Source organism: Bacteroides sp. NSJ-48, assembly GCF_014287405.1.
Classification (GTDB): Bacteria; Bacteroidota; Bacteroidia; order Bacteroidales; family Bacteroidaceae; genus Bacteroides; species Bacteroides stercoris.
In genome coordinates, this window is the sequence record NZ_JACOOD010000013.1 from 86,645 (window position 1) to 111,308 (window position 24,664).

18 protein-coding genes and 5 pseudogenes are annotated in these 24,664 nt (G+C 49.7%); 11 read left to right on the forward strand and 12 right to left on the reverse strand.

From position 1 onward, the window contains the following. Positions 1–243 precede the first annotated feature (243 nt). Positions 244–1,200: a bile acid:sodium symporter gene (locus H8S52_RS08375; RefSeq protein WP_117741682.1), complete on the forward strand. Its 957-nt coding sequence runs from the start codon at positions 244–246 to the stop codon at positions 1,198–1,200. 178 nt (positions 1,201–1,378) lie between these two features. Continuing rightward, the gene (locus H8S52_RS08380) at positions 1,379–2,470 is read left to right on the forward strand and encodes a site-specific integrase (RefSeq protein WP_118435073.1); all 1,092 of its coding nucleotides are present in this window, start codon (positions 1,379–1,381) and stop codon (positions 2,468–2,470) included. A 142-nt stretch (positions 2,471–2,612) separates the two neighbouring features. Here the strand turns inward: H8S52_RS08380 and H8S52_RS08385 are convergent. From H8S52_RS08385 to H8S52_RS19955, 9 genes and pseudogenes are all read right to left on the reverse strand, one after another. Then, positions 2,613–2,924, reverse strand: a pseudogene (locus tag H8S52_RS08385) (helix-turn-helix domain-containing protein); the annotation flags it as partial. Further along, positions 2,881–3,207, reverse strand: a complete 327-nt coding sequence (locus H8S52_RS19950) for a DUF2589 domain-containing protein (protein ID WP_310592099.1) — start codon at positions 3,205–3,207, stop codon at positions 2,881–2,883. The pseudogene H8S52_RS08385 and the gene H8S52_RS19950, both read right to left, overlap by 44 nt. A 398-nt stretch (positions 3,208–3,605) precedes the next feature. Continuing rightward, complete coding sequence (locus tag H8S52_RS08395; RefSeq protein WP_186909631.1) at positions 3,606–5,312, reverse strand: fimbrillin family protein; 1,707 nt, start codon at positions 5,310–5,312, stop codon at positions 3,606–3,608. A gap of 22 nt (positions 5,313–5,334) precedes the next feature. Then, entirely contained in the window at positions 5,335–6,894 is a 1,560-nt protein-coding gene (locus tag H8S52_RS08400) for a fimbrillin family protein (RefSeq protein WP_186909632.1), read from the reverse strand. Between the two features lie 34 nt (positions 6,895–6,928). Further along, a complete protein-coding gene (locus H8S52_RS08405) occupies positions 6,929–7,816 on the reverse strand; it encodes a fimbrillin family protein (protein WP_117589737.1) in 888 nt (295 codons plus the stop codon). Between the two features lie 20 nt (positions 7,817–7,836). Continuing rightward, positions 7,837–8,724, reverse strand: a complete 888-nt coding sequence (locus H8S52_RS08410; RefSeq protein ID WP_117589731.1) for a FimB/Mfa2 family fimbrial subunit — start codon at positions 8,722–8,724, stop codon at positions 7,837–7,839. Positions 8,725–8,740: 16 nt separating this feature from the next. Further along, positions 8,741–9,834 (reverse strand): annotated as a pseudogene (locus H8S52_RS08415) (DUF3575 domain-containing protein). 198 nt (positions 9,835–10,032) lie between these two features. Continuing rightward, entirely contained in the window at positions 10,033–11,160 is a 1,128-nt protein-coding gene (locus H8S52_RS08420) for an AraC family transcriptional regulator (protein WP_118104841.1), read from the reverse strand. Between the two features lie 208 nt (positions 11,161–11,368). Then, a pseudogene (locus H8S52_RS19955) lies at positions 11,369–11,818 on the reverse strand (DNA methylase); the annotation flags it as partial. A gap of 10 nt (positions 11,819–11,828) precedes the next feature. On the opposite strand from H8S52_RS19955, the gene H8S52_RS08430 reads away from it, so the two are divergent. Continuing rightward, positions 11,829–11,990 (forward strand): hypothetical protein, encoded by a 162-nt coding sequence (locus H8S52_RS08430; protein WP_004314566.1) that lies wholly within the window; start codon positions 11,829–11,831, stop codon positions 11,988–11,990. 930 nt (positions 11,991–12,920) lie between these two features. Next, a pseudogene (locus H8S52_RS08435) lies at positions 12,921–16,885 on the forward strand (ATP-binding protein). Between the two features lie 97 nt (positions 16,886–16,982). On the opposite strand, the gene H8S52_RS08440 reads toward H8S52_RS08435, so the two are convergent. After that, the gene (locus H8S52_RS08440) at positions 16,983–17,243 is read right to left on the reverse strand and encodes a hypothetical protein (RefSeq protein ID WP_165859734.1); all 261 of its coding nucleotides are present in this window, start codon (positions 17,241–17,243) and stop codon (positions 16,983–16,985) included. Between the two features lie 1,458 nt (positions 17,244–18,701). On the opposite strand from H8S52_RS08440, the gene H8S52_RS08445 reads away from it, so the two are divergent. The 3 genes from H8S52_RS08445 to H8S52_RS08455 all read left to right on the forward strand — a co-directional run bounded on the left by H8S52_RS08445 (position 18,702) and on the right by H8S52_RS08455 (position 19,811). Then, positions 18,702–18,914: a hypothetical protein gene (locus H8S52_RS08445; RefSeq protein WP_005825814.1), complete on the forward strand. Its 213-nt coding sequence runs from the start codon at positions 18,702–18,704 to the stop codon at positions 18,912–18,914. 387 nt (positions 18,915–19,301) lie between these two features. Beyond that, entirely contained in the window at positions 19,302–19,505 is a 204-nt protein-coding gene (locus H8S52_RS08450) for a helix-turn-helix domain-containing protein (protein WP_074668675.1), read from the forward strand. A 12-nt stretch (positions 19,506–19,517) separates the two neighbouring features. Next, entirely contained in the window at positions 19,518–19,811 is a 294-nt protein-coding gene (locus H8S52_RS08455; RefSeq protein WP_005641696.1) for a helix-turn-helix domain-containing protein, read from the forward strand. Between the two features lie 66 nt (positions 19,812–19,877). Here the strand turns inward: H8S52_RS08455 and H8S52_RS08460 are convergent, their stop codons facing one another. Both H8S52_RS08460 and H8S52_RS08465 read right to left on the reverse strand, forming a co-directional pair. Beyond that, positions 19,878–21,089, reverse strand: coding sequence for a site-specific integrase (locus tag H8S52_RS08460; RefSeq protein ID WP_005825818.1), 1,212 nt, complete (start codon positions 21,087–21,089; stop codon positions 19,878–19,880). A gap of 27 nt (positions 21,090–21,116) precedes the next feature. After that, positions 21,117–22,346, reverse strand: coding sequence for a site-specific integrase (locus H8S52_RS08465; RefSeq protein WP_008670537.1), 1,230 nt, complete (start codon positions 22,344–22,346; stop codon positions 21,117–21,119). A 116-nt stretch (positions 22,347–22,462) separates the two neighbouring features. On the opposite strand from H8S52_RS08465, the gene H8S52_RS08470 reads away from it, so the two are divergent. The 4 genes and pseudogenes from H8S52_RS08470 to H8S52_RS08485 form a co-directional block, all read left to right on the forward strand. Beyond that, entirely contained in the window at positions 22,463–22,804 is a 342-nt protein-coding gene (locus H8S52_RS08470; protein ID WP_186909634.1) for a tyrosine-type recombinase/integrase, read from the forward strand. A 111-nt stretch (positions 22,805–22,915) separates the two neighbouring features. Then, positions 22,916–23,839, forward strand: a complete 924-nt coding sequence (locus H8S52_RS08475; protein WP_049702057.1) for a hypothetical protein — start codon at positions 22,916–22,918, stop codon at positions 23,837–23,839. A gap of 131 nt (positions 23,840–23,970) precedes the next feature. Further along, on the forward strand, positions 23,971–24,258 hold the full coding sequence (locus H8S52_RS08480) for a helix-turn-helix domain-containing protein (RefSeq protein WP_005802192.1): 288 nt from the start codon (positions 23,971–23,973) through the stop codon (positions 24,256–24,258). A gap of 5 nt (positions 24,259–24,263) precedes the next feature. Beyond that, positions 24,264–24,664, forward strand: a pseudogene (locus H8S52_RS08485) (mobilization protein); the annotation flags it as partial.

Consider the following 24,664-nt stretch of genomic DNA (forward strand, 5'->3'; position numbering starts at 1 on the left):
TACTTGCTTCTATTTGGCGGTTGGCTGTGCATAATTCGTTAGACCCGGGTCATCCGTTCGTTAGACCTTGGTTGAACGAACGGATGACCCGGGTCTAACGAAAGGGCGACGACTGTCTAACGAATTAAAAATACTACGTTCTGTGTCAATGCTTCTCTTTTTTCCCTTTTATTCTCTGCGATGAGTCTATTTGTTGAGAATATCTGTAACTTTGCGCACAAATATTAATTGGTAGATACAGGTATGCTTCTTCGTCTTATAAAGAATTGGACATTGCCTTTGGCGATGCTTGCCGGTACGGCCGGATATTTCTTCTTTGCGAAAATTCCCTGGTTTGCACCGGTAAAACCTTGTTTAAACGGGTTGGTGGCTCTCCTGACTCCGGCTTTGATTTTTGCACAATTACTGTTAACCTTCTGTAAGGTAGAAGTGCGTGATTTGAAACCGAAAGGGTGGCATGGCTGGCTGTTGCTGTTTCAGACGGTGGCGTGTCTGGTTGTGGCGGCTTTGCTGGTGTGCTGTCCGATGGAGGAGATGTATCGGGAAGTTTTTGAAGGGGCTATGGTATGCCTTATTTGTCCTACGGCTACCGCTGCTGCGGTCATTACCGGTAAGCTGGGCGGAAGTGCGTCGAGTCTTACCACGTATACGTTGTTGTCCAATCTTTTGGCTGCGGTGGTTGTTCCGTTGGTATTTCCTTGGGTTGAACCTCATGCGGATGTTACTTTTTTTGCGGCTTTCTTGAAAATACTGAGTAAGGTGTTTCCGCTGTTGCTTCTGCCTTTCTTCATGGCCTGGTTTCTGCGGGTGTTTGTCAAGAAAGTGCATAGATGCTTATTGGAGTTCCACGATGCTGCTTTCTACTTATGGGCGGTGGCGCTTGCCATTGTATCGGGGCAGACGGTGCGTTCGTTGGCGAACAGTGATGCTCCGGTGTTTGTGGAAGTCCTGATTGCTTTAGCAGGTTTGGCAGCCTGCTGTGTCCAATTCTATTTAGGCAAGAGAATCGGCGGGCATTACAATGACCGTATCAGTGGCGGACAGGCGCTGGGACAGAAGAATACGGTGCTTGCCATTTGGATGTCCTATACTTATTTGAATCCGCTCTCTTCCGTAGGACCGGGTTCGTATGTGCTGTGGCAGAACATCATCAACAGCTGTCAGTTGTGGAAAAAGAGAAAAAATGAGATAAAATATTAAATATAAGATATTGGTATTTAGTATTTTATGTTTATTGAGTGTAATTTCCTTTATTTTCCTTGTTTTCTTGTTTAGTCTAATAAATGCCTTTATTTTGTTACTATTTTGTTACCCGTATTCATTGGAGTAACAAAACAAATCGCTATATTTGTATCGGTAACAAAATAAGAACATAATTATGGCGAAGAAAAAACAAGAAGTTAAATTGAAAGAACCTGTAAGGATTAGATTCAAGCAGCTTGCCAATGGCAACCAGTCTATTTATTTGGACTATTATACAGGTGATGTTATTAGAAAAGAAAATTATGTTGGCGGTAAACGGCAATATGAATTTTTGAAGTTGTACCTTATACCCGAAAAAACGAGGGAGGATAAGGCGAAGAACGAAGCTACATTGGCTCTTGCAAAAGCGATTCAGAGTAAGAGGATAGTGGAGTTACAAAATGATGCACACGGTTTTCAGAACACCAACAAGTCAAAAGCGAATGTGATTGATTATTTAATGAACATGAGAAGCCAATCTAAAGAACGTGGCAGCTTGAACTATGAAAAGACTGTTGGTAATACCATCCGTGAACTAAAGTTGTTCAGAGGGGATTACATAGCTTTTCGTGATATAGATAAGGACTTCTTAAATAGCTTTGTGGATTTCTTGAAACAAGCGAAGAAAGCAAGCAAGTTTGGTTTGTTAAAGGCTGGGGGTGTATTAAGTAATAATTCCGTTATTGCTTACTATGGGGTGCTGCGTACCGCTATAAATAGAGCCTATAAAGAGGGGATTATTACGGTCAATCCAACGAAAGAGTTTGATTTTGCCAGTAAGGTAAAAGCGGAAGTCAGCCGCAGGGAGTATTTGACAATAGAGGAATTGAAGCGGCTTATCGGGACAGAGTGCAAGTATGAGATAATGAAACAAGCCTTTCTTTTCAGTTGTTTGTGTGGGCTGCGTGTAAGCGATATAAGAAAATTGAAGTGGAACGATTTGCAGAAAAGCGGTGAAAGAATAAGAATTGAAATAAAGATGCAGAAAACAAAAGAACCGCTTTATCTGCCTATATCCGATGAAGCGTTAAAGTGGTTGCCGCAACAAAATGAAGCAAAAGGCGATGATTTGATTTTTCCTTTGACGCATGAGGGAACTATAAATAAAATACTTCAAAAATGGGCGAAAGACGCAGGGATTATTAAGCATATCTCGTTTCATGTTGCAAGACATAAAGGATTTCCTTTCTTGCTAAAATTCAATAGCTTACAAAATATCTCGGCTTAATAGGTAACGATTTAGAAACCAGCGAAATTCTGTGTTTTACCTCGTTTTGCAGTAATTCAAAAGAACGCTTTTCCTAAATGCAAAGGTAATATTATTTTTTGAATAACAAACCTTTGCAGATAGTCAAATTCAACAAAATCGGCTATGGTTGCCTGAATTTATATTTCAATCCATATTCTTCAAGTTTGCCATATAGAGTTGTTCTGCTTATTCCAAGCAGTTCGGCAGCGGCACTCCGGTTGCCGTTTGTCTGTTTTAACGCACGCAATATCCGCTCCTTATCCTCCGCGTCATTGCGCAGGGCGAAGCTGACAGGTGAGGTCAGTTTCGTCACGGCAAGTTCCAGATGCTCTTTCGTGACCACACCTTCCTGCGCCTGTAATACGGCTCCCATTATCTTCTGCCGAAGCTCACGCACGTTGCCCGGCCATGTGTATATCAGTAATGCTCTCCGGAGTCTCCTGAACCTTAAAATTGACGCAAACCTCCATGACATCATCCGCATCCGGTTTTATGTTGCTCATCTGCATCTGGAGATTGGCTCTGTGCGGACTGGATAACAGCAAGTTGTTTTCCGGGATCTGTGATTCCACGCTTCCGACCTTCGCCTTGAACTTTATCTGCACATTATCCATTGCAAGATAATGATGGGATATCAAGGCTATAAGTGGAATATCAATAGTCTTGTCTCCAACCATGATTTTTTTTCGATTGGAACGTATTTGCGTTATTTGCATTTGTTCCTTCAAAAAGTCTGGTCAGATTTTGTATCTGATGATTCTGCAATGTATCTTGTGCACAGTTTACGGCGTATTGCAAACCATTCATAATATCAGAGAATGAATTGGTTTGAACACTGTCCGGCTCATCGTCATTATTTTTCTTGTCTCTGTGAAAAAGTCCCATGTTTTTAATTTAATTACTTGATTTGTTGTCTTTAATGAGCACTAATCTTGACAATGTCCGGCTTACAGCTTCCATATTTACACTGGAGTCTATATTATTATTGACAATGCCTTGATGCCAAAACCAATATGGTGGATTCTCCGTGTGTTCCATCACGTCCTCCTTTCTTTATTGGGGTTATACTTCGGTTCTTTCCGTTGCGGGCGGAACTTTTTCCGCCCGCAACAGCTTACTGCTTCCTCAAGGTAGGCAATGCTCCTTTAAGTTCGTAACGCCACTCTGAGCCTGCGTTCTGCAAGGCGGTGTTCATGGCATCAACGGCTTTCTGCCAGGTAACGACAGAGCCGTCCACCTTCGTGGCTCCGGTGCTTTCCCTATTGTAGCCGATGCCTTGTTCATGATTGTTCTTCCAATAGCCGGCGGTCACGGTGGTGTAGTTATTTCCCAAAAAGCCGCCGATATGCATATAGCCAGTGCTACTACCCGTACTGGTTACGTTGCCCGTGGCATAGCAGGCAAGGAGGCTGCTTCCTGCGTTCATTCCCACCAGACTGCCGCCAGCGATATTCTTTTTGGGGTCCATTTCTATGATCACGTTGCCTGTGGCATAGCAAGCGGTCAGGGTGGCACTCGAATTCGTCTGACCTGCCACGCCGCCGACATCGACCGTTCCCTTCACTGTGGCAGAGGAACTGCATCCGGTGATGGAACCGCCTATTTGAACACCCACCACACCGCCGACATACACCGTGCCGCTGACGCTGCCCGACACCGAGCAGTTTTCAATGGTGCCCCAGCCATATCCTACCACGCCGCCAATACTGCCGCCATATATTTGATTGCTTGTTATCTGTACGCCCTCCATCACCACGTTCTTCACCGTACCAGCTCTATTGAGCCAGCCGAACAGACCTGCATATTCGTCATTTGTTGTAAAGGTCAGCCCCGTAATGGTATGGCCGCCACCGTCGAAGGTGCCTTTGTATGAGTTGTCGTAGTCTGTGCCTATCGGCGTCCAGTCTTTGCCTGTGAGGTCAATGTTTTTGTCGAGGGTAATGTTAATGTCGGTCTTACCTCCGTTCACTAATTCGGCAACATTCATCAGGCCATCGGCGGAGGTCACGGTGTAGCTGCCGTTGCTCTCTATGGTATAGCCCAGGTCTTTTGCCGCAGCGAGGGAGACGGTGTAGGTATATTCACCGCCCGCCTGCCAGTCGGTAGCATTCTTCATCTTATAAACGAAGGTCTTGCCGTTAGTGAAGGTGCAGGTAATGAAGGTCGTGCCAGCTGCCACACTTTGCGGGGCTACGATGGCGGTGTAGGTGTTGCTGCCCTTGCTGTACGGGACGATTATATCCGGGTTGTCGCCTTCGGTGGAGAGTCCCGTCAGCCGCACGGATGCCAGCCCCTCGGTGTAGTCCGTCAGAACGATGGTCACCCGCGCCGTGCGGTGGGTGAAGCGAAGCGTGGGGCTACCGTAGGTCACCGTCTGTCCGTCGGCTACGATGAGGTCGCTGCCCTCAAAGTCCTTCTGGGCACTTTGGTTGGCTTTTACCTTTACCGCAGGCGGAGTTGTCTCGCCAGCGGTGTAGGGCCACCACGCTGTGACGGTGATGTCGTTGTGGTTGGTCCAGTAGTACGGGTCGGTGGAGGTCAGCGTGGCGCTGGTGGGGTCGGCGGTGGAGGGCGTCACGTTGTACGTCTTCACCGTGCCGTCCATCAGGACTGCCACGCTCTGCACACCCTCCCAATTGCCGTCCGCTGGGGCACGGGTGCCGACGGTGGCTGTCGCGACGGGATTCAGCCCCGTGGCGGTGAAGACGATGGGTGTGCCTTCCGCCCCTTCTGGTAGGAAGCCCGCTTCATCCTGCGTGCAGGCGGCGAGGGCAAACAGCAGGGCGATGGCTGCGAATATATGAATGGTTGTTCGTCTCATGATGCGTGTTGTTTAGGGGTTGTTATTGTTTCTTTTGCAGTACGGGCAGGCCGTCGGTGCCGAGTGCCCACTGGTAGTCGCCAGCAGTGAGGGCGGTGTTCATGCCGTCGACGGCTGTCTGCCATTTCACGGTCGCGCCGTCTACCTTCGTGGCAACTACCGTTCCTCCTTCATTACGGAGTACTCCTAGCCCGGCATTGCCTCCCCAATAACAGGAAGTTATATTCTTGTAGTTGAAACGCACTATAGTTCCACAGCCAGACTCATCTTTCAATGTGCCGTTGAACCAGCAAGCGATGATATCGCCATAATTTGCATTGGCTATACCACCACTATGTACAGTAAGTTTTCCCGTCACAGAGCAGGCAATGATTTGGCCATGATTTCGGTCCACCATTCCAGCAGATCCTCCACTACTGCCATCCAGATTCACATCTATGAGTTGTAGGTTCTTTATCACTCCACTTTGATTTAAAAAAAGAAAAAGTCCAAACCTCGCTGCTGAAAAGTTTAATCCCGTAATGCTGTGTCCCTGCCCATTAAAGACGCCGGAGTAGCCTGGCCATGTGTCTAAACGTGTCCATTCCCTACCAGTCAGGTCGATGTCGGCGGTGAGGGTGCAATTTATCGATTCATCTTTTTGTATGGCTTTGTTCCATGCCAGTAGGCCGTCGGCGTTATAGACCGTGTAACTGCCGTCGTTCTGTATAGAATAGCCTAAATCCTCAGCCTCGCCGCTCTCGCCGCCGCCGTCAGCCCAGTTGCCGATGGTGCAACCCTCTAACGTCAGGCCGGTGGCGTTCACCTTAACGGTATATTTATAGCGACTGCCTGCTGCCAGCACGACGTTGTTCTGCGGACGGAAGTAGAAAGTGCCGCTGCCGAGTTCCACCCTGATGAACGGCTTGCCTGCCACAACGGTCTGCGGAGCGGTCAGTGCCTCGTAGGTGTTGCCGCTTGCGTTGTAGGTCTTGATGGCGGTCGGGTTGCCGTTATCGGCAGACAGGCTTACGAGGCTCACCGTGGCACCGGCGACGCTCGTGAATCCCGTGCCGGGCTTCAGATCGATTGCCACGCGTGCCGTGCGGTGGGTAAATTCAAGTGTCGGGTCGTCAAATTTCACCGTCTGGTTTTCGGCAGAGATGAAGTCGCTGTTCTGGAAGTCAGCCAATTGGCTCTGGTCTTCAGCCACCTTCACGGCAGGCATCTGGGTGATGTCAGCATTATTGAAGGGCCACCATGCCGATACGGTAATCGGGTCGCGGCTGGTCCAGTAGTGTGGGGCGTTCTCGCGTGAGAGCGTGGCACTCTTGAAATCGGTAGAAGCCGTTACGGTGTATTCCTTTACAGCGTCGCCCATCTTGAGTGCCACAGTCTGTACGCCCTGCCAGTCGCCGTCCACGGTGGCGCGGGTTGATGGGGCTGCCTGCGGCGTTGCCTCTACGGACAGTCCAGTGGCACGGATGAATACGGGGTATTCACCTTCGGGCAGACGGTTGTCGTCGGTCAATTCGTCCTGCGTGCAGGCAGCGAGGGCGAATAGTAGCGCGGTGGCTGCGGGGATAAATAATCTATGTCTCATAATTCTTCATTCTTAATTCTTAATTATTAATGTTTTACAGGTCTGCGCCCACTTCTCCGCCGTCTATATCGTTCCACTTTGCAATGGTGGCTTCGCTGACTTCAAGGACTTTGTTGCGTACCTTGACGGTATAGGTGTAGTTTTTGCCCGCCTGCAGTGCGCCTTCGGGCACGGTGAGTGTGGCATGATATTCCTGACCTTTGTAATTCACAACCAACGGCAGGGATGCAACTGTCTGCGGGAAGAGGATGATTGATGACGTGAGATTGCCGTCTGCCAAATTCATGGCCAGTTCTCCGGTCTGTGCCCCGTTGTCTGCGGTGGCAATACCGTCGGCCGTGTTGAACGTACCGGTGAGTAACAATCCGTCCAGCGTGTAACGTTCAGGCTTGACCACGCTGAAATTCACGCCGTCGCCCGCCTCGAAGGTAAGGGTTATCTGGCTCATGCGGTGGTGGAAGGAGTTGTCTTCACCGCCTTTGGCGGTTTTGTCGGTGAAGCTTACTACCGGGTTGTTTTTGTCTCCCGTGGCTCCTGAAGCAAAGAGGAAGTCGATGGCAGGCTGGTTCTGCTGCGCCGTGGCATCGGTCGTGGCTGTGAGGATGCCTCCCGCCGCGTTGTACGGATAGTAGGCGCGGAAAGTATGGGTCTTTGTATCTTCGATATAGATAACCTTTCCTTCTGCCTCAAATTTCCCGTTTTTCAAGATGAAAGGCACGTTGCCGTACTGGGAATCGTTGCCGATGTCGGTGATGCCGATACGGTCGCCAGCAGTCCAGGTGGTTCCGCTGGCGCGGGTGGCGAGGGCGATGTCGGCGGTAAACTGGGCGGCCACTGGGTCACCGTTCAGGTTCTCGTTGTCGTTGTTGCAGGCTGCCAGTGCGAGGACGAGCGTCGCAAGTGCAAAAAATCTTGTCTTCATTATATCTGTCATTATATTAGTTACAAATCGGCATTTACATCATCACCTTTCACTTCTTCCCAGCCGTTGATTTCGGCTCCGTCCACTTCCATGCCTTCGGGAGTCTCAACCAGCGTTCCGCCGAGGGTCAGCGATGCGCCCTTTCCGGTGTTGAACTCCTTGAGGGCTTCCGTGAGGTCGCTTTTCAGCGTGGTGGGGGTCGGGTTGCCGTCAGCATAGCGGATTTCACCCGTCAGCAGTTGTTCCGTGCCTGTCACACCCAGTAGCCGCACCGTGGCTTTCCACTTGCCAGCATCGTCACCTTCGGTAATCTTGGTGAAGGGCAGCACGACGTTCGAAGCGGCTCCGTAGGTATCAGTAGCGAAATTGAGTGTTCGGGCTGCACCCGTCAGATGGGCAACAATCTCCGTGATGCGTCCGGCGGCATCACCAGTAGGTTCGACGACAAGCGTCAGTTCGCGTACCTGCTGCTTCATTGCGGCGGTCAGCGGATAGTCCTTGTCTTTCTCGATGGTCACCTGTTCCGTATAGGTGAAGAACCATCCCGGGGCATTGTTCACAAAGGTATCCGTGCCTGCCCGGGTTCCCGTGGCTGCGGCAATGGTGGCTGTGGTGCCGTTCACCGTGATTCCTTCAGCCGGGTTCCACACCGCAAGGGTGTAGCTGCCCGGAGCAAACAGATGGTCGGGGGCATGGGTGGCGGAAGTCTCCGTACCCGTATAGTCACCCATGGTGACCGTCCATGTGGCAGGTATGTCGATACCTTCACCGCGGGCCGACCAGTCGGCTGTCACCGCAATCTTCCCGTAGTCGGGATGCGGCGTGTCATAAAGCGTGTCCTTCACGCAGGAAGAGAGCAGCACGGCGGCTGCCATTCCCATCATATTTATATATTGTCTTGCTTTCATATTCTATTCCTCCGTATTAGAATAACTTCCATACCAATGTCACACCGGCATTGATGGGACCACACCAATCTTTTGTCTCGTTGCCGCGGCGTACACGTACACCGTCGATGACTTCATATTTTTCGAAATCGGCATTCAGGTAGCCCAAACCGAGGTTGAAATCAAGAGCCAGTGCCTTGTTCAGCCGCAGCTGATAGCCGGCGGTGATGCCGCCACCCATCAGGTCGCCCTGCTTGCCTGTTTCGGAGAGCTTGTAGTTGAACTGTCCGGCCTTGAACATCGCGCCCAGATACCAGGCTTTCTTCTCACCCATATAGTAACGCACTTCCGGAGCCACTTCCCAGAGTGCATAGCGGTGGTCCTTGTCGCTCCACGTCCATGAAGTCCACGAGCCGTTTACGGCAATGCCCCACGATGGGCAGATGCGCCATTCCACGCCAAGATCTGGTGTCAGGGTAGCCCAGCGCAGCAGGTTGGCACGCAGGGAGAGATGATAATCAGTTGTGATTTTGGTTTCCGACGGCGTGTCGGCAAGTGTATTTTGTTGAGCGGCTTTCTCGGCTTCTGCCTTTTCAGCGGCAAGTCGGGCTTCTTCCGCCTTGCGCTGCTCTTCGGCAAGCCGTTCCTGTTCGGCACGCTTCTCGGCTTCCAGTCGTTCGGTTTCCGCCTTGCGTCGTGCTTCCGCATCCGTCGCGGCAGTTCCCTTTACCGGTACCGTCAGGCGCACGGTGACAAAATCACCCTCAGTCGCATGGTTCGGGTAATGAAATTCTCCTCTTTTATTTCCGCACGGATAATCAGTTCGGATTTCACACGGTTGGCACGGATCTTCGCCGTGGCAAGGTTCTCGGCTTCACTGCCCAGTGAATTACAGTATCCGTCAACCAGTAGCGGCAGCTTGCCGTCAAGAATTGTGGTTTTGTTGTTTTCGATACATTCCAACAGGCGGGCAAGTTCCGTGTCATTGCCATTCCAAGGCACGTAGAACATGTCCTTCTGCGGAACGAAGCGGAAGGTGTAAACTGTGTCTGTTTTCTGCTGCGCAAAAGCCGGAAAAGCTGCCGGTGCCAGCCACGAAAACAAAATGAAGAATAGGATTCTTTTGCTCATTTTTTATATGCTTTTTAAATTTCCAATCCAGACTTAACATACAAAATAAGCGAAAAGATTTAAATTCAGCCCGATTCTTGCCTATAAAAAATGTCTCAATTGTCAGAATCGCACATCTTTGTGATTTAGAACATTTTGGTTTTGTCGTTCAGACTATTTTTTTGTCGTTTGGTCTATTTTCCCCATCCACACACCGTATTATTCCGCCTCTGTTTTCCTCCATTTGACAGGGGTACAGCCTGCATTTTCCTTGAACAGCCTTATAAAATGGCTTGGTGACAAAAAACCGGATTTCTCGGAGATGTCGGCTATCGTCAACCTCGGATATCGCGCAAGCAGACGTTTCGCATATTCTATACGAAGTCCGGTAATCCAATCGCGGAACGACATGTCATACGTAGTTTTGATGTACCCGGACAGGTAGGTGCGGTTGGTATGAAGCACATCTGAAAGCTCCTTTATGGTAAGGCCGGGCCGGATATAACCGTCCGCATCGATCCAACCTTTGATTTTTTTCGCCATTTCGGCATGGAAAAAAGGAGTATCCTGCCTCTGTGCCTGTTCCCGGTTTGTGGTGTCACACAGGTCTTCCTCTTCAGAAGTCATGCCATCCTCCATCGCGTTTTCCACCTGTTCGTAAAACAGCAGATAGTTCAGATAGCAAAGGAAGAGATAAATGTAGAACGGTACCGATGACAGAATCCAGATATAGATGTATTCATCAGGCAGGAATGTCAGCAGTCCGCATCCCACCCCGAATGTGACAGCCCAGTAGGTGAAAATGGAAAGCCATTTGATATAGGCACCGATGTCGTCCGCACGGGTGTCATCGAAAATGCGGATGACCCTGTGATAGGCCCGGAGAAGCCTACGGGTCAAGAACAGCCCATAGATAACCAACCATGCGGCCAAGGCAAACATCACCGTTGTCTGTAAACCACCTTTTGGTAACAACAGCAGAACGATGCCGGAAAGGATGGAAAACAGTATCCATAGACAGATATGCGTCCGTAACCGACATTTGGTGATATAAAAGCGGTCAAGCAGAGTGGTGAGGGCCGAACTGAACAACCAGTAGCACAAAAAATAGGTGGACAGGTTCATCAGGATGGCGGCATCGGTATTCTTGAACCTGATCCCAAAAAAGAAATGTACCGAATAGTTGGCGGCAAGTAACAGTATGGCTACCCCCATAATTCGCCGGGAACGCAGATAATTATTGAAAATGGCTTTTTCCGGGGTTGGAGCCAACAAAAAATAAAAGCCGAAGAACAACATCAACGGTAGCGCAATACAAAGTGAATAACTGTATATAGATGGTTCCATTTTATTATGCCTAACTATTTTGAATGCAAAATTAGCGAAAATACTGAATATATGGCGGATTTGCCATGACGATTTACTTTCAACACCCTATTTTGATATAATCGAGGGCTTGTTGTATGGTATCCTTGCCATTATGTCATATTGATGGAAAAAGGCAGGAAAAGGAATGGTATGTTCCCAATCCTGCCATATATATCCGCACACTCGTTCACATTTTTATACCTTTCGGTTTGCACTCGTCACGGACGTTGAATCCCGGCCGCCCGATGATGATATGGTCGGCAATAAAATTGCCAGACGGACTGCGTTCATTCACCGGGCTGCGTATCTGCGGCACATCTTCGGTGTGTTGTGGAGCTACGTTTCGTACACCTTCCGCATCCGGTTTGACCTCCTGTCCGTCATTCTCCTTTTCGGCGACTTCGGGCGTAGGCGGCTCAAGCTCCAACTGTATCTTTCGGTCGAGTGCTGCAAGTTCGGACTTCAACTGTTTCAGTTCGTCCTCCTTCTTCCATACCTTCCCGGCTATCTCCTACAACTGTGAGACCTCCTTTTCCTGCACCTCGTTCTTCGCCTTGTACTGGTCAATGATGGACGGAATCCTCTCCAATGCGTTCAGGAAATTGCGTGCGGCGGCTACCGGGTCAGCCATCGCCAGCATGCAGCCTATGTCATACAAGGATACTGATACTACGGGAGAACCTGTCGAGCATGTGACAGAACCGGACAAGCAAATTGCGCATTCGGCTCTCGGTGACTACGGACCATTCAGTGTGAAATATGCCACGAAGGACTTTCTCAGCTACGGGAACAAAAAGTTCCGCATATAGATTCTGATTTTGCTTGTTACAGATGGAAGCAACGGCAATATGCCAGAGGAGGCCGGGCTATACAAAAAAATAAGGGGCTGTACACATGCGTCAGCTCCTTGTTTTTAAGGGGATATTCGACTTTTAGCCCCCAAAAAGATCAATATTGTTATGTACAACCGTCCAACCTGCGGGTAAAGTGCGCAACTCGGACCTGGACAGCAAGCTGAAAAGAGGCACAAGTATGTAGGCAACCCTGTTATAGCACCGGAATCTGCTGTGTCGCATGAATCAACCGTAGTCCCCGTGAAAGGCATGGCTATACCGCCAAGGGCTGTGGATGAAGTCGCAATGCGGAAAGCCGTCCTTTCCCAGGCAGTTCTCAGGAAGTCTTAAGAAAGAGGGGATAAACATCTGATACGGACAACTCGCAATACGATACGCAACGATGAAAGTGGTGAACAAATCTGGCACTAACGGATGCGCCTCTTTTATATGATTATAATATTAACAAGAAATGCCCGCCATTGTTCTTAAATGCGAATTATAACTTCTTACTGTTGGAAGATTATCTATAAATCGGGCATGAGGGTAAGAGTGCTTACAAACAATTCGGCCCGCTTTATTGGGGGCTGCCAAACCTCGACCGGCACCTGTACCACCCGCGGATATAAATTCGGACCGGAGGTATGGATGGTATTCCGCACACCGGACCAACGTACCCTTGCGGACAGTCCCGAGCCCGGCAAGCCATAATTCCGTCGGGTCAATTGAACAACCGCCTCTCGGAATATGTTCATATCATGGGCCGGTCCCGTATGCAGCTATTTTCCGGGGTACATGACATTGAGGACATACCGCCTGATGCCGACATCCGAGGTTATGTTTAAATTTGTATATTAATTTATATTTTTATATATTTGCAACAGTTGTTGTCTAATTTACATCAGAATGACACGTGTTCGGAATATGGGAAGAATACTGTCCGCATTCCTCATGCTGGGAATTTCCTCCATGTGCGGAGCCCAGATATATAAATACTTGGGAATAGAGGACGGATTGAGTAACCGGAGGATTTACCGTATCCAAAAAGACGGGAGGGGATACATGTGGTTCCTCACCCAGGAGGGGATGGACCGTTATGACGGCAAGCGGATCAGGCATTACACTGTTCTTGACGGCAATCTGAAGGTGGCCCCGCAAGTCAATCTGAACTGGCTCTACACCGACACGGAGAACACGCTGTGGGTTGTGGGAAGGAAAGGCCGTATTTTCCATTACGACACCCTCCATGACCGTTTCCGGATGGTATACAGGATACCCGGTCTTCAGGATGACTTCGCCACGGGCATGCTCTGTTACGCCTATATGGACCGTGGGGACCGCATATGGCTCTGTCAGGGTGACCATATCATCCGCTATGACACCCGCACAGGCATTGCGCAGCGGCTGGTCTCCCGTTTAAGAGGTGATATAACCGCTATCAGCGAGACGGACGGTACAAACCTTTTCATCGGTACCGTGAACGGACTTTTTCCGGTACGGGAAAGGGACGGTGTCCTTGAGGCGCTTGCGGACACGGACAGCATCCGGACGCCGGTCAGCGAACTCTACTACCACCCCGGTTCGAAGAAACTGTTCGTGGGAACCTTCAGGAAAGGCATACTTGTATACGGAGTGTCCGCAGGCAGTACGCTGCGGAATGTGGCCGTCAACCGGATCACCCCTCTCAATGACCGGGAGCTGCTGATAGCCACGGGCGGAAGGGGGGTATACAGGATGGATATGGACTCGCTAGTGCCCAAACCCTATATAACTGCCGACTACGCCAGCCACAACGGCATGAACGGAGACAATATCAATGACATTTATGTGGATGGCGGGGACCGTATCTGGCTTGCCAACTACCCCGCCGGAGTCACAATCCGGAATAACCGCTACCAGAGCTATGAATGGTTCCGGCACTCACCGGGCAACAGCCGGTCGCTGGTTAACGACCAGGTGCACGATGTCATCGAAGACAGCGAAGGCGACTTGTGGTTCGCCACCAGCAACGGGATCAGCCTGCTGCAGCCTGCGGTAGGACGGTGGCGCTCCTTTCTCAGCCGGTCCGATGGGATACAGGATGGCGGGAACCATATCTTCCTGACGCTCTGCGAGGTCTCGCCGGGTGTCATCTGCGCCGGCGGGTACGCTTCGGGCCTGTACAGGATCGAAAAGAAAACCGGGAGGGTGGAATACTTTCCCCCCTCCTTTGCAGCAGAGGGGCGTCCAGACCAGTATATCAATGACATCGGAAAAGATTCTGGAGGATGTATATGGACAGGGGGCTGCCACAATCTCAAACGTTTCGATCCCCATGACGGCACAGTACGCCTGTACCCGGTCCCGGGCCCCATCACCGCCATACTGGAGAAGGCTCCGGAATGGATGTGGATCGGTACCGGCATGGGGTTGTACCTGCTTGACGGGCACGGGGGGACCTGCAGACATATCGCATTTCCAGTCGAGGCGGTTCATGTCTATGCACTGTACCAGGCACCGGACGGGCTCCTGTATATCGGCACCGGCGGGGCGGGACTTCTCGTCTATGACAGCGTGGAGGACAGGTTCGTCCGCCAATACCAGACCGAGAACTGCGCCCTGATATCCAATAACATCCATACCATTGTCCCCCGTGCGGACGGCACCCTGCTACTGGGGACCGAAAACAGCGTGGCCCTGTTCCGGCGTGAGAGCGGCACTTTCAGAAACTGGACGGCAGAACAAGGGCTGGCAAGCGTATGCCTCAATGCCGGGGTATCCACTTTCCGGCACGGGGAAAGCTTCGTGTTCGGGAGTAACACCGGAGCCGTCATGTTCCCCTCCGACATGAGGATACCCGCCCCGCATTTTTCTCGGATGCTCCTGCGGGATTTCATGATCTCCTACCGCCCCGTCTATCCCGGGGACAAGGGATCCCCCTTGAGGGAGGATATTGACAATACCGTCAGGCTGGAACTTGCATATGACCAGAATACCTTCTCCCTGGAAGCTGTCTCCATCAACTACGACTATCCCTCGAACATCCTATATTCATGGAAATTGGAGGGGCTCTACGAGGGCTGGAGCCATCCGGTCCAGAGCGGGCGGATACAGTTCACGAGCCTGCCCCCAGGCAACTACACCCTGCGTATCCGTGCCGTCTCCAATGAGGAGAAATACAAGGTGTATGAGGAAAGAAGCCTCGGTCTGAGTGTCGCCCGGCCGCTGTGGGCGGGTACATGGGCCATTGCCGGATATGCGTCATTGTGTGTGTTGGCTGGGGTGGTGTCTTTTCGTGTTGCCATGTTGCGCAGGCAGAAAAGGATATCAGACGAAAAGACGTGCTTCTTCATACATACTGCCCATGATGTCCGTACTCCGCTTACGCTGATCAAGGCTCCGCTGGAAGAGGTGGTGGAGAAAGACATGGTGAAGGCGGAGGGGATGGACAATGTACGGATGGCCCTGAAAAGCGTGGACGGACTTCTGGGATTGGTCACCAGCCTGATAGATTTCGAGAGTACGGACAACTACACCTTGAGACTTCATGTCTCGGAATATGAGCTCAACAGTTATCTGGAGACGACCTGTGAGGCATTCCGCACATATGCCTCCATCAGGGACATCGATATCACCCGTGAGAGCGGCTTCCCTTACCTAATGTCCGGTTTGACAAGGACAAAATGGACTCTATATTGAAGAATATACTGTCCAACGCACTGAAGTACACTCCACGGGGCGGGAGTATCCAGGTCCGTGCCTTCGCGGACCGGCATGTATGGGGTGTGGAAGTGGAAGACACGGGGATTGGCATTCCACCTGAGGAACGGAAGAAACTGTTCAGGAACCATTTCAGGGGCAGTAATGCCGTCAATCTGCAAGTGGCGGGAAACGGTGTCGGACTGATGATGGTACATAGGCTGGTAAGGCTGCACGGAGGCAGGGTCCGCGTTACCAGTACCGAGGGGAAGGGGACCATGGTATGTGTTATTTTTCCCCTGAGGAGCAGACGCCTTGACAAGGCATGCCCCGTTGCTTCGCCCAGGAAACAGGATACCGGGGAAACCCGCATGGGACCGGATTGCGGCCCCATGCGTGAGATCCTTCCAACAATGACCGGCGGGGACCGGCAGCGTATTCTTATTGTGGAGGACAATGACGATTTGCGGACCTACCTTGAGGGGCTGCTGAAAGAGGAATACCTGGTCCAAACCTGTTCCAACGGACGGGACGCGCTGCTTGTGGCGAGAGAATACAATCCGGACCTGATACTTTCGGACGTTATGATGCCTGAAATGGGAGGGGACGAACTTTGCGCGTCCGTCAAATCCGATATTGAGACATCCCATATCCCGGTCATGCTGCTGACCGCCTTGGGAGATGAGAAGGACATGCTGGAGGGGCTGGAAAACGGAGCTGACGCCTATATCACCAAACCGTTTAGCATAAACGTGCTCAGGGCGAATATCAGGAACATACTGGCAAACCGGGCACTGCTCAGACGGGCATACGCCGGTCTTGAGGACGGAGTCGGACAGGTTCCGCCGGACTGCCACAATACCCGGGACTGGAAATTCATGGCCTCCGTAAGGGAATGCGTCATGAAGAATATCGACAACCCCGGTTTCTGTGTGGACATGCTCTGTGGCATGCAGAACATGAGCCGCACCGGATTTTTCAACAAGTTGAAGGCGCTCACCGGCCATGCCCCGGCTGACTATATCCGCTCCATGCGGCTGCAATATGCGGCACAACTGCTCAGGGAAAAAGACTGTTCGATAACGGAAATCTCGGATGACTCGGGGTTCTCCGATGTCAGATATTTCAGGGAGGTGTTCAGGAAGTACTATGGAATGAGCCCGAGTGAGTACAGGAATTCGATGAGAGGATAACATCACGGGCAGACAGACTCCAGGATATGGCAGGTCTTATTGTCGGAGATGGTGTATGTTTCGCTCCGCACCGACAAGCCGGGCACGGTTAACTCGTTCACCGTAATGATGAAGGCGAACAGCCGCCCTGCCCCAGTATTGAGGCTCGTGCCTGATAGGGATAGTAGAAATAATAGTGTTCGTCCAACAGCCCGCCTGCGAGCGGTGTCGGACTTTCAGTTTTCCATACGAGACCGCCCGTGTCGGCATCCCTCTCGGCTGTCAGTTTCACGTTGGAATAGACTGTTTGAGTGCCCCGCACCACGTATAGGCCGCAGGCCCCGCCTTCGGAAAACTTGGTTTGGCAGCCATTCTCCACAGTACGGGTGGTTTTGCGAACAGCCGACGTATATCCTACTATGGTAGTTCTCCAATGTTTGCATGCTACGTTGTCCTTTCAACGCATCCTGTGTCCGCTCCAACAATGGAGAAAGCAACCTTTTCTTTTTCCTATCCATCATTATTCCTTGTTTTTAGTTTACTACTGTATTATAATGGTAAAGAAGGAAAAGGATTTTGGATAATTGGGATATTTAACATTTAACAGTATGGACATGCTGATAGCCGCATCCATGATTTTACACTCATGTGATGCAATTGGGAGGAGGCAAGTCATTTAAAGGAAATTAACGGTTTCCTATCAGGATAGTAAAATCACGATCCTGACAGCAAAAGAACAAACTAATATATTTATTTGAATAACCCGTAATGACAAATCAAGCGACTTCGGAGCTTAGGAAGCGGACGGTTTAGCGGCTTAATTGCCGTTAAACCGTCCGGTTTTCGTTTAACGAAAACACAACTTGCTGTCCGCAGGAGCGGACCATGTTTCTCCAATAATTATTGTGTATCAGACCATTGTGTGGCTATTTTCCTGTGGTTTGTGGGGCTTTTCCATCAGATATTTGCCGGCTGTTCTCCCCATTAAAGGATAGATATATCTCCATGACCATGTGACTTACGCCCATAATTCGGGGATAAGGAGGCGAATATACGGAAAATCTGCCCTTTACATGCCCTATTGTCCATTAATGGATTGCTACTTCTACACTTCTGCAAATGGAGAATGGGCATGTAGCCGTGTACGACTTATGTTTTTTCTTCATTGTCTCCATTAACGGATTGCTACTTCTACACTTCTGCAAATGGAGAATGACATGTAGCCGTATACGCCTTATTGTTTTTTCATCGTCTCCATTAACGGATTGCTACTTCTACACTTCTGCAAATGGAGAATAACAGGTAGCCGTATACGCCTTATTGTTTTTTCATCGTCTCCATTAATGGATTGAAACTTCTACACATCTGTAAATGGAGAATAACAGGTAGCCGTATACGCCTTATTGTTTTTCTTCATCGTCTCCATTAATGGATTGATATTTATACACTTCTGCAAATGGAGATTTTGAGATATCTATATCCGGAAGGATGCGTGCTCCCTTCGCTCCCGGCTATCCCTATTTTGATATCCGGCTATATCGCAATTCTGTGATAGCATTATCCGGATAGCGTATCATACGGCTATATACAAATATGGCTACACTATAATTCATGGTTGTGATGGAGATGGCTTTTCCTATCCGGTAACAGACCATGATGCCACGAGGAAAAAAGCGACAGCCGCAGAGAAAAAACGGATGGCAGGAACCATTATGGAATCTGGTAAATAGAAAATCCGGTACATGCGAATTCAGGCGATCATCCCGGATGGTAACCTGTCAAAGAGGCTTTTGAGACATTTGAAATACCGATAATAAAAAAAACGAGATCAGGTATTTTGGCGGATGGCGGCAGGATTGCCGCCTCCGGCCCTTCCGAGTTTGTACGCGTCCTGCGTGAGGGCAGCTGGTTTGACAGCGGGTGCACCGACGGGGAGTACATGGTGAATTTCTCCGGGCGGTACAGGGAACTGCACGGGGTGACGGTGAGGACCGATACGCCGGAGCATTTCATGGACGACCTGAAAAAGTACGGTTACATCAAGGGCTGAACAGTCCGTTCCTTTATTATTACACTCCCTGCCGGTTTGGGGTCGCTTCACTTCCGGTGGGGATTTTTCTTTTTTCATCGTCGTGACGCACCCGTCCTTCAGGTTTTCCAAAGGGGGTCGTGAAAACCGACCGGCTACGGAGTATTTTTCCTTCCCATATGACAAAAACCGACTATCCATGACTATTCCTGCCAGTGTGCCGGTCGCGCTTGCCTCTCATGGTTTCTTCCCTTATATTCGCACTGACATTTAAACAAGTTGAAAAATATGGAAATATGCTACATCGAGGCCGGTGTCCTTGAGAGGATGCTGGCACGCGCCGAGAACCTGTCCGCACATGTGGACAGATTGTATGAGAGAAACCGCTGTAAGGAACTCGGAGAGTGACTGGACGGCCAGGATGTCTGCCTGCGCCTTGACATCTCGCCACGTACCCTGCAGACACTCCGCGATACCGGACGGCTGGCGTTCACCCGCCTCCAGCGCAAGTTCTATTATAAGCCAGAGGATGTGGAGAAGCTGATGGCCTACGTCGGCATCAGACGCAAGGAGAAGGCAATGAGAGAAGGAAGGAAGAACGGAAACCTTTAAAGAGCGGAAGAGATGGAAGGCATTATCGACAAGGAGAACGAACGTGTCCGCAGGTTCTTTGCCCTGCTGGACAACATGGAGAAAAAAGTGGAGCGTCTTGCCCGTGACAACCGTCCTCCCTTCAACGGGGAACGGTTCCTGACTGACAGGGAGCTTTCCGGAACGTTGAGGATCAGCCGCAGGTGCCTGCAGGATTACAGGGACCAAGGGCGGATTCCCTATATCCAGCTTGGCGGGAAGATCCTGTACAGGCAGTCGGACATCGAGAAGCTGTTGGAGGAGAACTATCACGCAGCATTGGTATAATATCGTATTCAAGTTTAAGGATTGCCGCCGGAATCGTAAATACAATTCCGGCGGCAATTTTTTTATTTAGCCTGCGGCTTCCTTGCCGGCCGCAGGTTTTCTTCTTTCCATCAGCCGGTCCATGTCCGAGGATATCTTCCGGTCGGTGACCTGAGCGTAGACCTGCGTGCTGTCGATATTCGTATGGCCCATTATCCTGGCGATGCTCTCTATCGGAATGCCCGCGGTCAGTGTCAGGGTCCCGAACGAATGCCGGGCCATGTGGTAGGACAGGTTCTCTTTCATGCCTAATGCCACGCCCATTCCATGTACCTCGTACCAGAGGACATCGCGGACCGGCAGCGGGAATACCGGCCTGTCGTCATCCGTGGTGTTGTAAAGATCCAGTATCTGTCCGGCTATGGGATGCAGCGGGATGAACGCCTCCACGTCCGTTTTGGCGCGGCGGATGCGGATATACCTTCTTCCTTCCGAGGTCGTTCCGATGTGACGGGGATGGAGAGCCCTCGTATCCGCGTAGGCCAGACCGGTCAGCGAGGAGAAGATGAACGTCCTGCGCGCCAGCTCCATCATCGGGTCGGGCAGCGGGGTTTCCATCATCCGCTTCAGTTCACTGCGGCTGATATGCCTTAGTTTAGGTGCTTCTTTCCTCTCGTATGCCACGTCCTCTATCGGGTTGGCACGCAATACTTCCCGGTCCACGGCGATGTAGATGAGCCGGTTGAGCCAGCACAGGCAGTGGTTCACGTGTCCGTTCCTGTGTCCCAGCTCCTTCTTGAGAAAGACCTTGAACGATTCGGCGAACTCTTCGGTGATGTCCGAAAAGGCGATGTCCTTCATCCCGCGGGATTCGATGAACTGCCTGAGGTTAAGCTGCGTGGTCTTCGACTGGCGGTAGGTGGAGGTGGAATTGATCTCCTTGGAGCGGACCCTGAGCCGTTCGCGTTCCACCTCTCCGGCCTGCAGGAGGTATTCCGGCACGGAATTGGCACCGGATACGGTGGTCTTGAGCAGCTCGGCCGTGACCACTCCCTGGTTCCTCAGCAGGTTCCCATACGCCTCTTCCAGCCGGCTTCGGAAGGCGGCAAGGCGGTTGTTCTCCCTGGCTGTTTTGATTTCACACTTCTTGCTGTCCCAGTCTCCGGGTTTGCAATAGATGCCTGTCGTGACTGCCGATTTCTTTCCGTCGATGCTGATCCGGCAGAGGACGGCGGTCGTGCCGTCCGATTTTACCTTGTTACGGTTGATGTAGAATAAAAGCTTGAATGTACTGCGCATGATAATGATTGTTTAATTGTTTAAGGATTAAAGAATAAGTTTCAAATCGCGGGTTGCCTCGACGAACCTGTCCATGTCCTCGAACAGTCGCTTCGGAGTTACACGGGCATATATCTGGGTGGTCTTTATGTTGGAGTGTCCCAGCATTTTGCTGATGGTCTCGATCGGCACTCCCTCCTCGAGCGTGACCAATGAGGCGAAAGAATGCCTTCCCATGTGGTAGACAAGGTCCTGGCTCAGCCCCGCCATCAGGCGCAGGGATTTCATGTTGGCCCTGAGCGTATGGTAGTCCTGCGGCGGGAAGAGGGTGATGCGGGTATCGTCACGATACTTCCCGATCAACGCGAGTGCTTCCGGCAGCAACTTGACGCGTCCGAGGTAGTCGGTCTTCTTCCGCCGGTATTTCAGCCAGAGGCTGCCCTCGTCATCCTGGAAGAGGTTCTCCCGGGTGATGCTTACCGCATCGGCATAGGCGGTGCCGGTGTAACAGGCGAAGAGGAAGAGGTCCCGGGTGATGACATGTGACCTGCGTTTTTCCGGTATCTCCAGATCGCGTAGCTTCTCGAAATTCTCCCGGCTGAGTGCTTTCGGTGTTGTCTCCTTCTGCTTGGGCAGCTTGAAGTGGCAGAAATGGTATTTCTCCGAGTGCCCCTCCTTGTAGGCGATGCGGCAGATCTTTTTCAGGATGGACAGGTAATGGCGCACCGTCTCCATTGCCAGTTTCTTCTTTTCCAGGCAGAAGTCCTGATAGTCACGGATGAACTGCTCGTTGAGCTGTCCGAAGGCGAGGTCCGAGACCTTGAATTCCGTTTTGATGAATTCGGCAAGGGTGCGCCGGGTGTACACGTAGGTCGACATTGTCGTCGGTGCACGGTCCACGCCGACACGGGCCTTCATCTCCTCATTGTGCCGGTCGAGAAGTTTGAGCAGGGTCATCTGCATGCCCGCGTTACCCTGGAACATGTCCCTGACCGCGGCGGCATCGAAATCCTTTTTCCTTTCCATGAGGGAATTGAAGGCCGAGTGTACGGCAAGCAGCAGCCTCTCTATTTTTTCATTGGTCTCCACCGCTTCCCGGCTCTTGCCATTCAATCGGCTCTCACGCGCGTTCCATAGCCCGGGGGTACAGGAGAGCTTGCAGCTGAACTGCGCCATCGTGCGGTTGAGGGTGATCCGTCCCATGATCGGGGCCTTGCCGGTCTTGTCCGGCTCGCTCTTTTTCAGGTAGAGCAGCACCTTGAATTTTTCCACTTTCATAACGCTCTTTTTTAGGTTGTAAAAATACTCCTTTGAAAAGCGTCCTTTGGCATGCAAAACATTGATAAACAGTGAATACAAATCTGCTTTGTTCCTATCGGTAAAAATTCGGTTACCTGCCGTTGTTTTCGAAACAGGCGGCTAACAGTCTGGTAACTGAAACGTCGCAATATTTTGTTTTCTTTTGCAGGTCTGTCTGTTCTGCAAATCTTGCAAAATGCTTAATTATAAACGTTTTACGTTTAATTATCGTCATTCTGTTTTTTATTGCATTTCTAAATATTACTTATACTGCCCGGCATACCCATGCTACCATGATGCTTACATTGGGGGCTGACTTGTACACAGTTAGCAAATTGTTAGGACATAAAAATATTGCCACAACTCAAATTTATGCGAAGATTGTCGATAAGAAAAAAGAAGAAGCTATAAGTTTGATACCGAATTTGACGGACTGATTTAAAAAGAAAGTATGGTTATATCACAGTTACCGTACTTTCTTTCTTTTTTTGTCTTTGTTTAGCCGGAAAAATATATCTTTGTTTCTACTAACTGAAACATAGATTATTATGACAGAAGAAGAACTGAAAATAAAATTCGACCATATACAAGGTATATTCAATCGCTGTATCAATCATGCCAGCCAAGTTATGATAGATAATATTGCCTCTAAGTCCTTATATTTCGACGCAGAACAGGCTGATAAACTGGAACAGCAAGAATATGTTCGTACCACTGATGAGTTGGTGCAGTTATATATTCGTTATTCTGTGTTGAATGATATTCAATATTTTTATTCTGTATCTGATTTCTTTTGGGAAAGCGGTTTTTATGAATCCTTGAAATCCGATGAGAAAAGAAAATACATGTCGTTTAATCCTCTTTCATTTGATTATTCCCGGTATGAGCAAGATAATACGGTTTATGATGAAGAACTGCCTTATTTTTCTGTAATAGTTAAAACTGTTGTATTGGAAAAATATTCTGCGTACTTGCGAAAAAAGAAAGAAAGTAAGGTGCAAGCGGAAATGCAGCCACAACAGAAAGAGCCGCAACCAATTCAAGATAAATGCCAAGAGCCTAAAATTATCTCCCATATTGCTGAAACAGAAAATCCGTTTAAGTCTATTTTAAACGACAGACAAATAGCATTGTTGGTGGATTGTATCAATGAAGTGGAAATTTTCAATGCTCCTATGACTTTTGAAGATTTGAAAGCAATACTTTCCTGTAAGCCAAAAGTTATATTTAGGTCTAATAACAACAGGCAGGTAGCTTTTCTTTTTTCGGAATTAAGCAATCGTGGTTTGATAACACCTAACTGGCAATCTGTTATAGCAAAGAATAAGTTGTTTGTTACGAAGAATATAAAGAAAGATAAATATCTGAATCAAGGTGATTTAGCCACAGCCGCCAATTATGTAAAAGGGGTGGAACATGAAAAAGATTATGTAACCATCAGCAATTATATCAAACAACTGAAAAAACTTTAAGAATAGGTTAATACCTCAAACATAGCTTAATCCACTATCAAGCTATTCCTCAATACTTTTGCCCCCGTAATCGATTACAAGAAACTGGAGGGCATGCACTCCATATTGTCTAACGCAAATACTTTTGTTATATGGAAACAAGTATTGAGAAGCGAGTTGCAGAACTCGAAAATTTAGTGTTCCTTTCAAAGAATGTGCTTAGTTTTGATGAAGCGAGCAAGTTCTTGAACCTTTCAAAAAGTTACCTGTACAAGCTGACTTCGGGTAACTTGATACCCCATTACAAGCCGCAGGGCAAAATGCTTTATTTTGAGAAAGCGGAATTAGAAGCGTGGTTGCGTCAGAACCCGGTGAAGACGCAGGCGCAGATAGAGCAGGAAGCGCAGAAATATATCCTTAACCGTCCCTTAAAGAAATAGCGGCTATGGAAAATAGAAAAGCGACAGAAGCCGGGCAGGATGTCACCATGCAGAAAGAGGATTTTGCAGCCCTTTGGAAAACCATCCATCTAAAGGTGACGGACACTTACGAAGTGCCGCCCGAAATACTCTGGGTGAACGGCTCTACCATTGGCACGCTGGGTAATTTCAGCGCATCCACAGGAAAAGCCAAGAGCAAAAAGACATTCAACATTTCCGCCATCGTTGCGGCAGCGTTGAAGAATGACGAGGTACTGAAGTATTCGGCATATCTGCCACCGAACAAGCGGAAAATCCTCTATGTAGATACCGAGCAGAGCAAATACCATTGCCATAAGGTCATGGAGCGTATTTTGCGACTTGCCGGACTGCCTACCGACAAGGACAGGGACGATTTTGTTTTCAT

Excerpts from the sequence above, each read along its gene's own strand:
- H8S52_RS08375 (WP_117741682.1), top strand. The coding sequence starts at position 244 with ATGCTTCTTCGTCTTATAAAGAATTGGACATTGCCTTTGGCGATGCTT.
- H8S52_RS08380 (WP_118435073.1), top strand. The coding sequence starts at position 1,379 with ATGGCGAAGAAAAAACAAGAAGTTAAATTGAAAGAACCTGTAAGGATT.
- H8S52_RS19950 (WP_310592099.1), bottom strand. The coding sequence starts at position 3,207 with ATGCAAATAACGCAAATACGTTCCAATCGAAAAAAAATCATGGTTGGA.
- H8S52_RS08395 (WP_186909631.1), bottom strand. The coding sequence starts at position 5,312 with ATGAGACGAACAACCATTCATATATTCGCAGCCATCGCCCTGCTGTTT.
- H8S52_RS08400 (WP_186909632.1), bottom strand. The coding sequence starts at position 6,894 with ATGAGACATAGATTATTTATCCCCGCAGCCACCGCGCTACTATTCGCC.
- H8S52_RS08405 (WP_117589737.1), bottom strand. The coding sequence starts at position 7,816 with ATGAAGACAAGATTTTTTGCACTTGCGACGCTCGTCCTCGCACTGGCA.
- H8S52_RS08410 (WP_117589731.1), bottom strand. The coding sequence starts at position 8,724 with ATGAAAGCAAGACAATATATAAATATGATGGGAATGGCAGCCGCCGTG.
- H8S52_RS08420 (WP_118104841.1), bottom strand. The coding sequence starts at position 11,160 with ATGGAACCATCTATATACAGTTATTCACTTTGTATTGCGCTACCGTTG.
- H8S52_RS08430 (WP_004314566.1), top strand. The coding sequence starts at position 11,829 with ATGTCATACAAGGATACTGATACTACGGGAGAACCTGTCGAGCATGTG.
- H8S52_RS08455 (WP_005641696.1), top strand. The coding sequence starts at position 19,518 with ATGGAAGGCATTATCGACAAGGAGAACGAACGTGTCCGCAGGTTCTTT.
- H8S52_RS08460 (WP_005825818.1), bottom strand. The coding sequence starts at position 21,089 with ATGCGCAGTACATTCAAGCTTTTATTCTACATCAACCGTAACAAGGTA.
- H8S52_RS08465 (WP_008670537.1), bottom strand. The coding sequence starts at position 22,346 with ATGAAAGTGGAAAAATTCAAGGTGCTGCTCTACCTGAAAAAGAGCGAG.
- H8S52_RS08475 (WP_049702057.1), top strand. The coding sequence starts at position 22,916 with ATGACAGAAGAAGAACTGAAAATAAAATTCGACCATATACAAGGTATA.
- H8S52_RS08480 (WP_005802192.1), top strand. The coding sequence starts at position 23,971 with ATGGAAACAAGTATTGAGAAGCGAGTTGCAGAACTCGAAAATTTAGTG.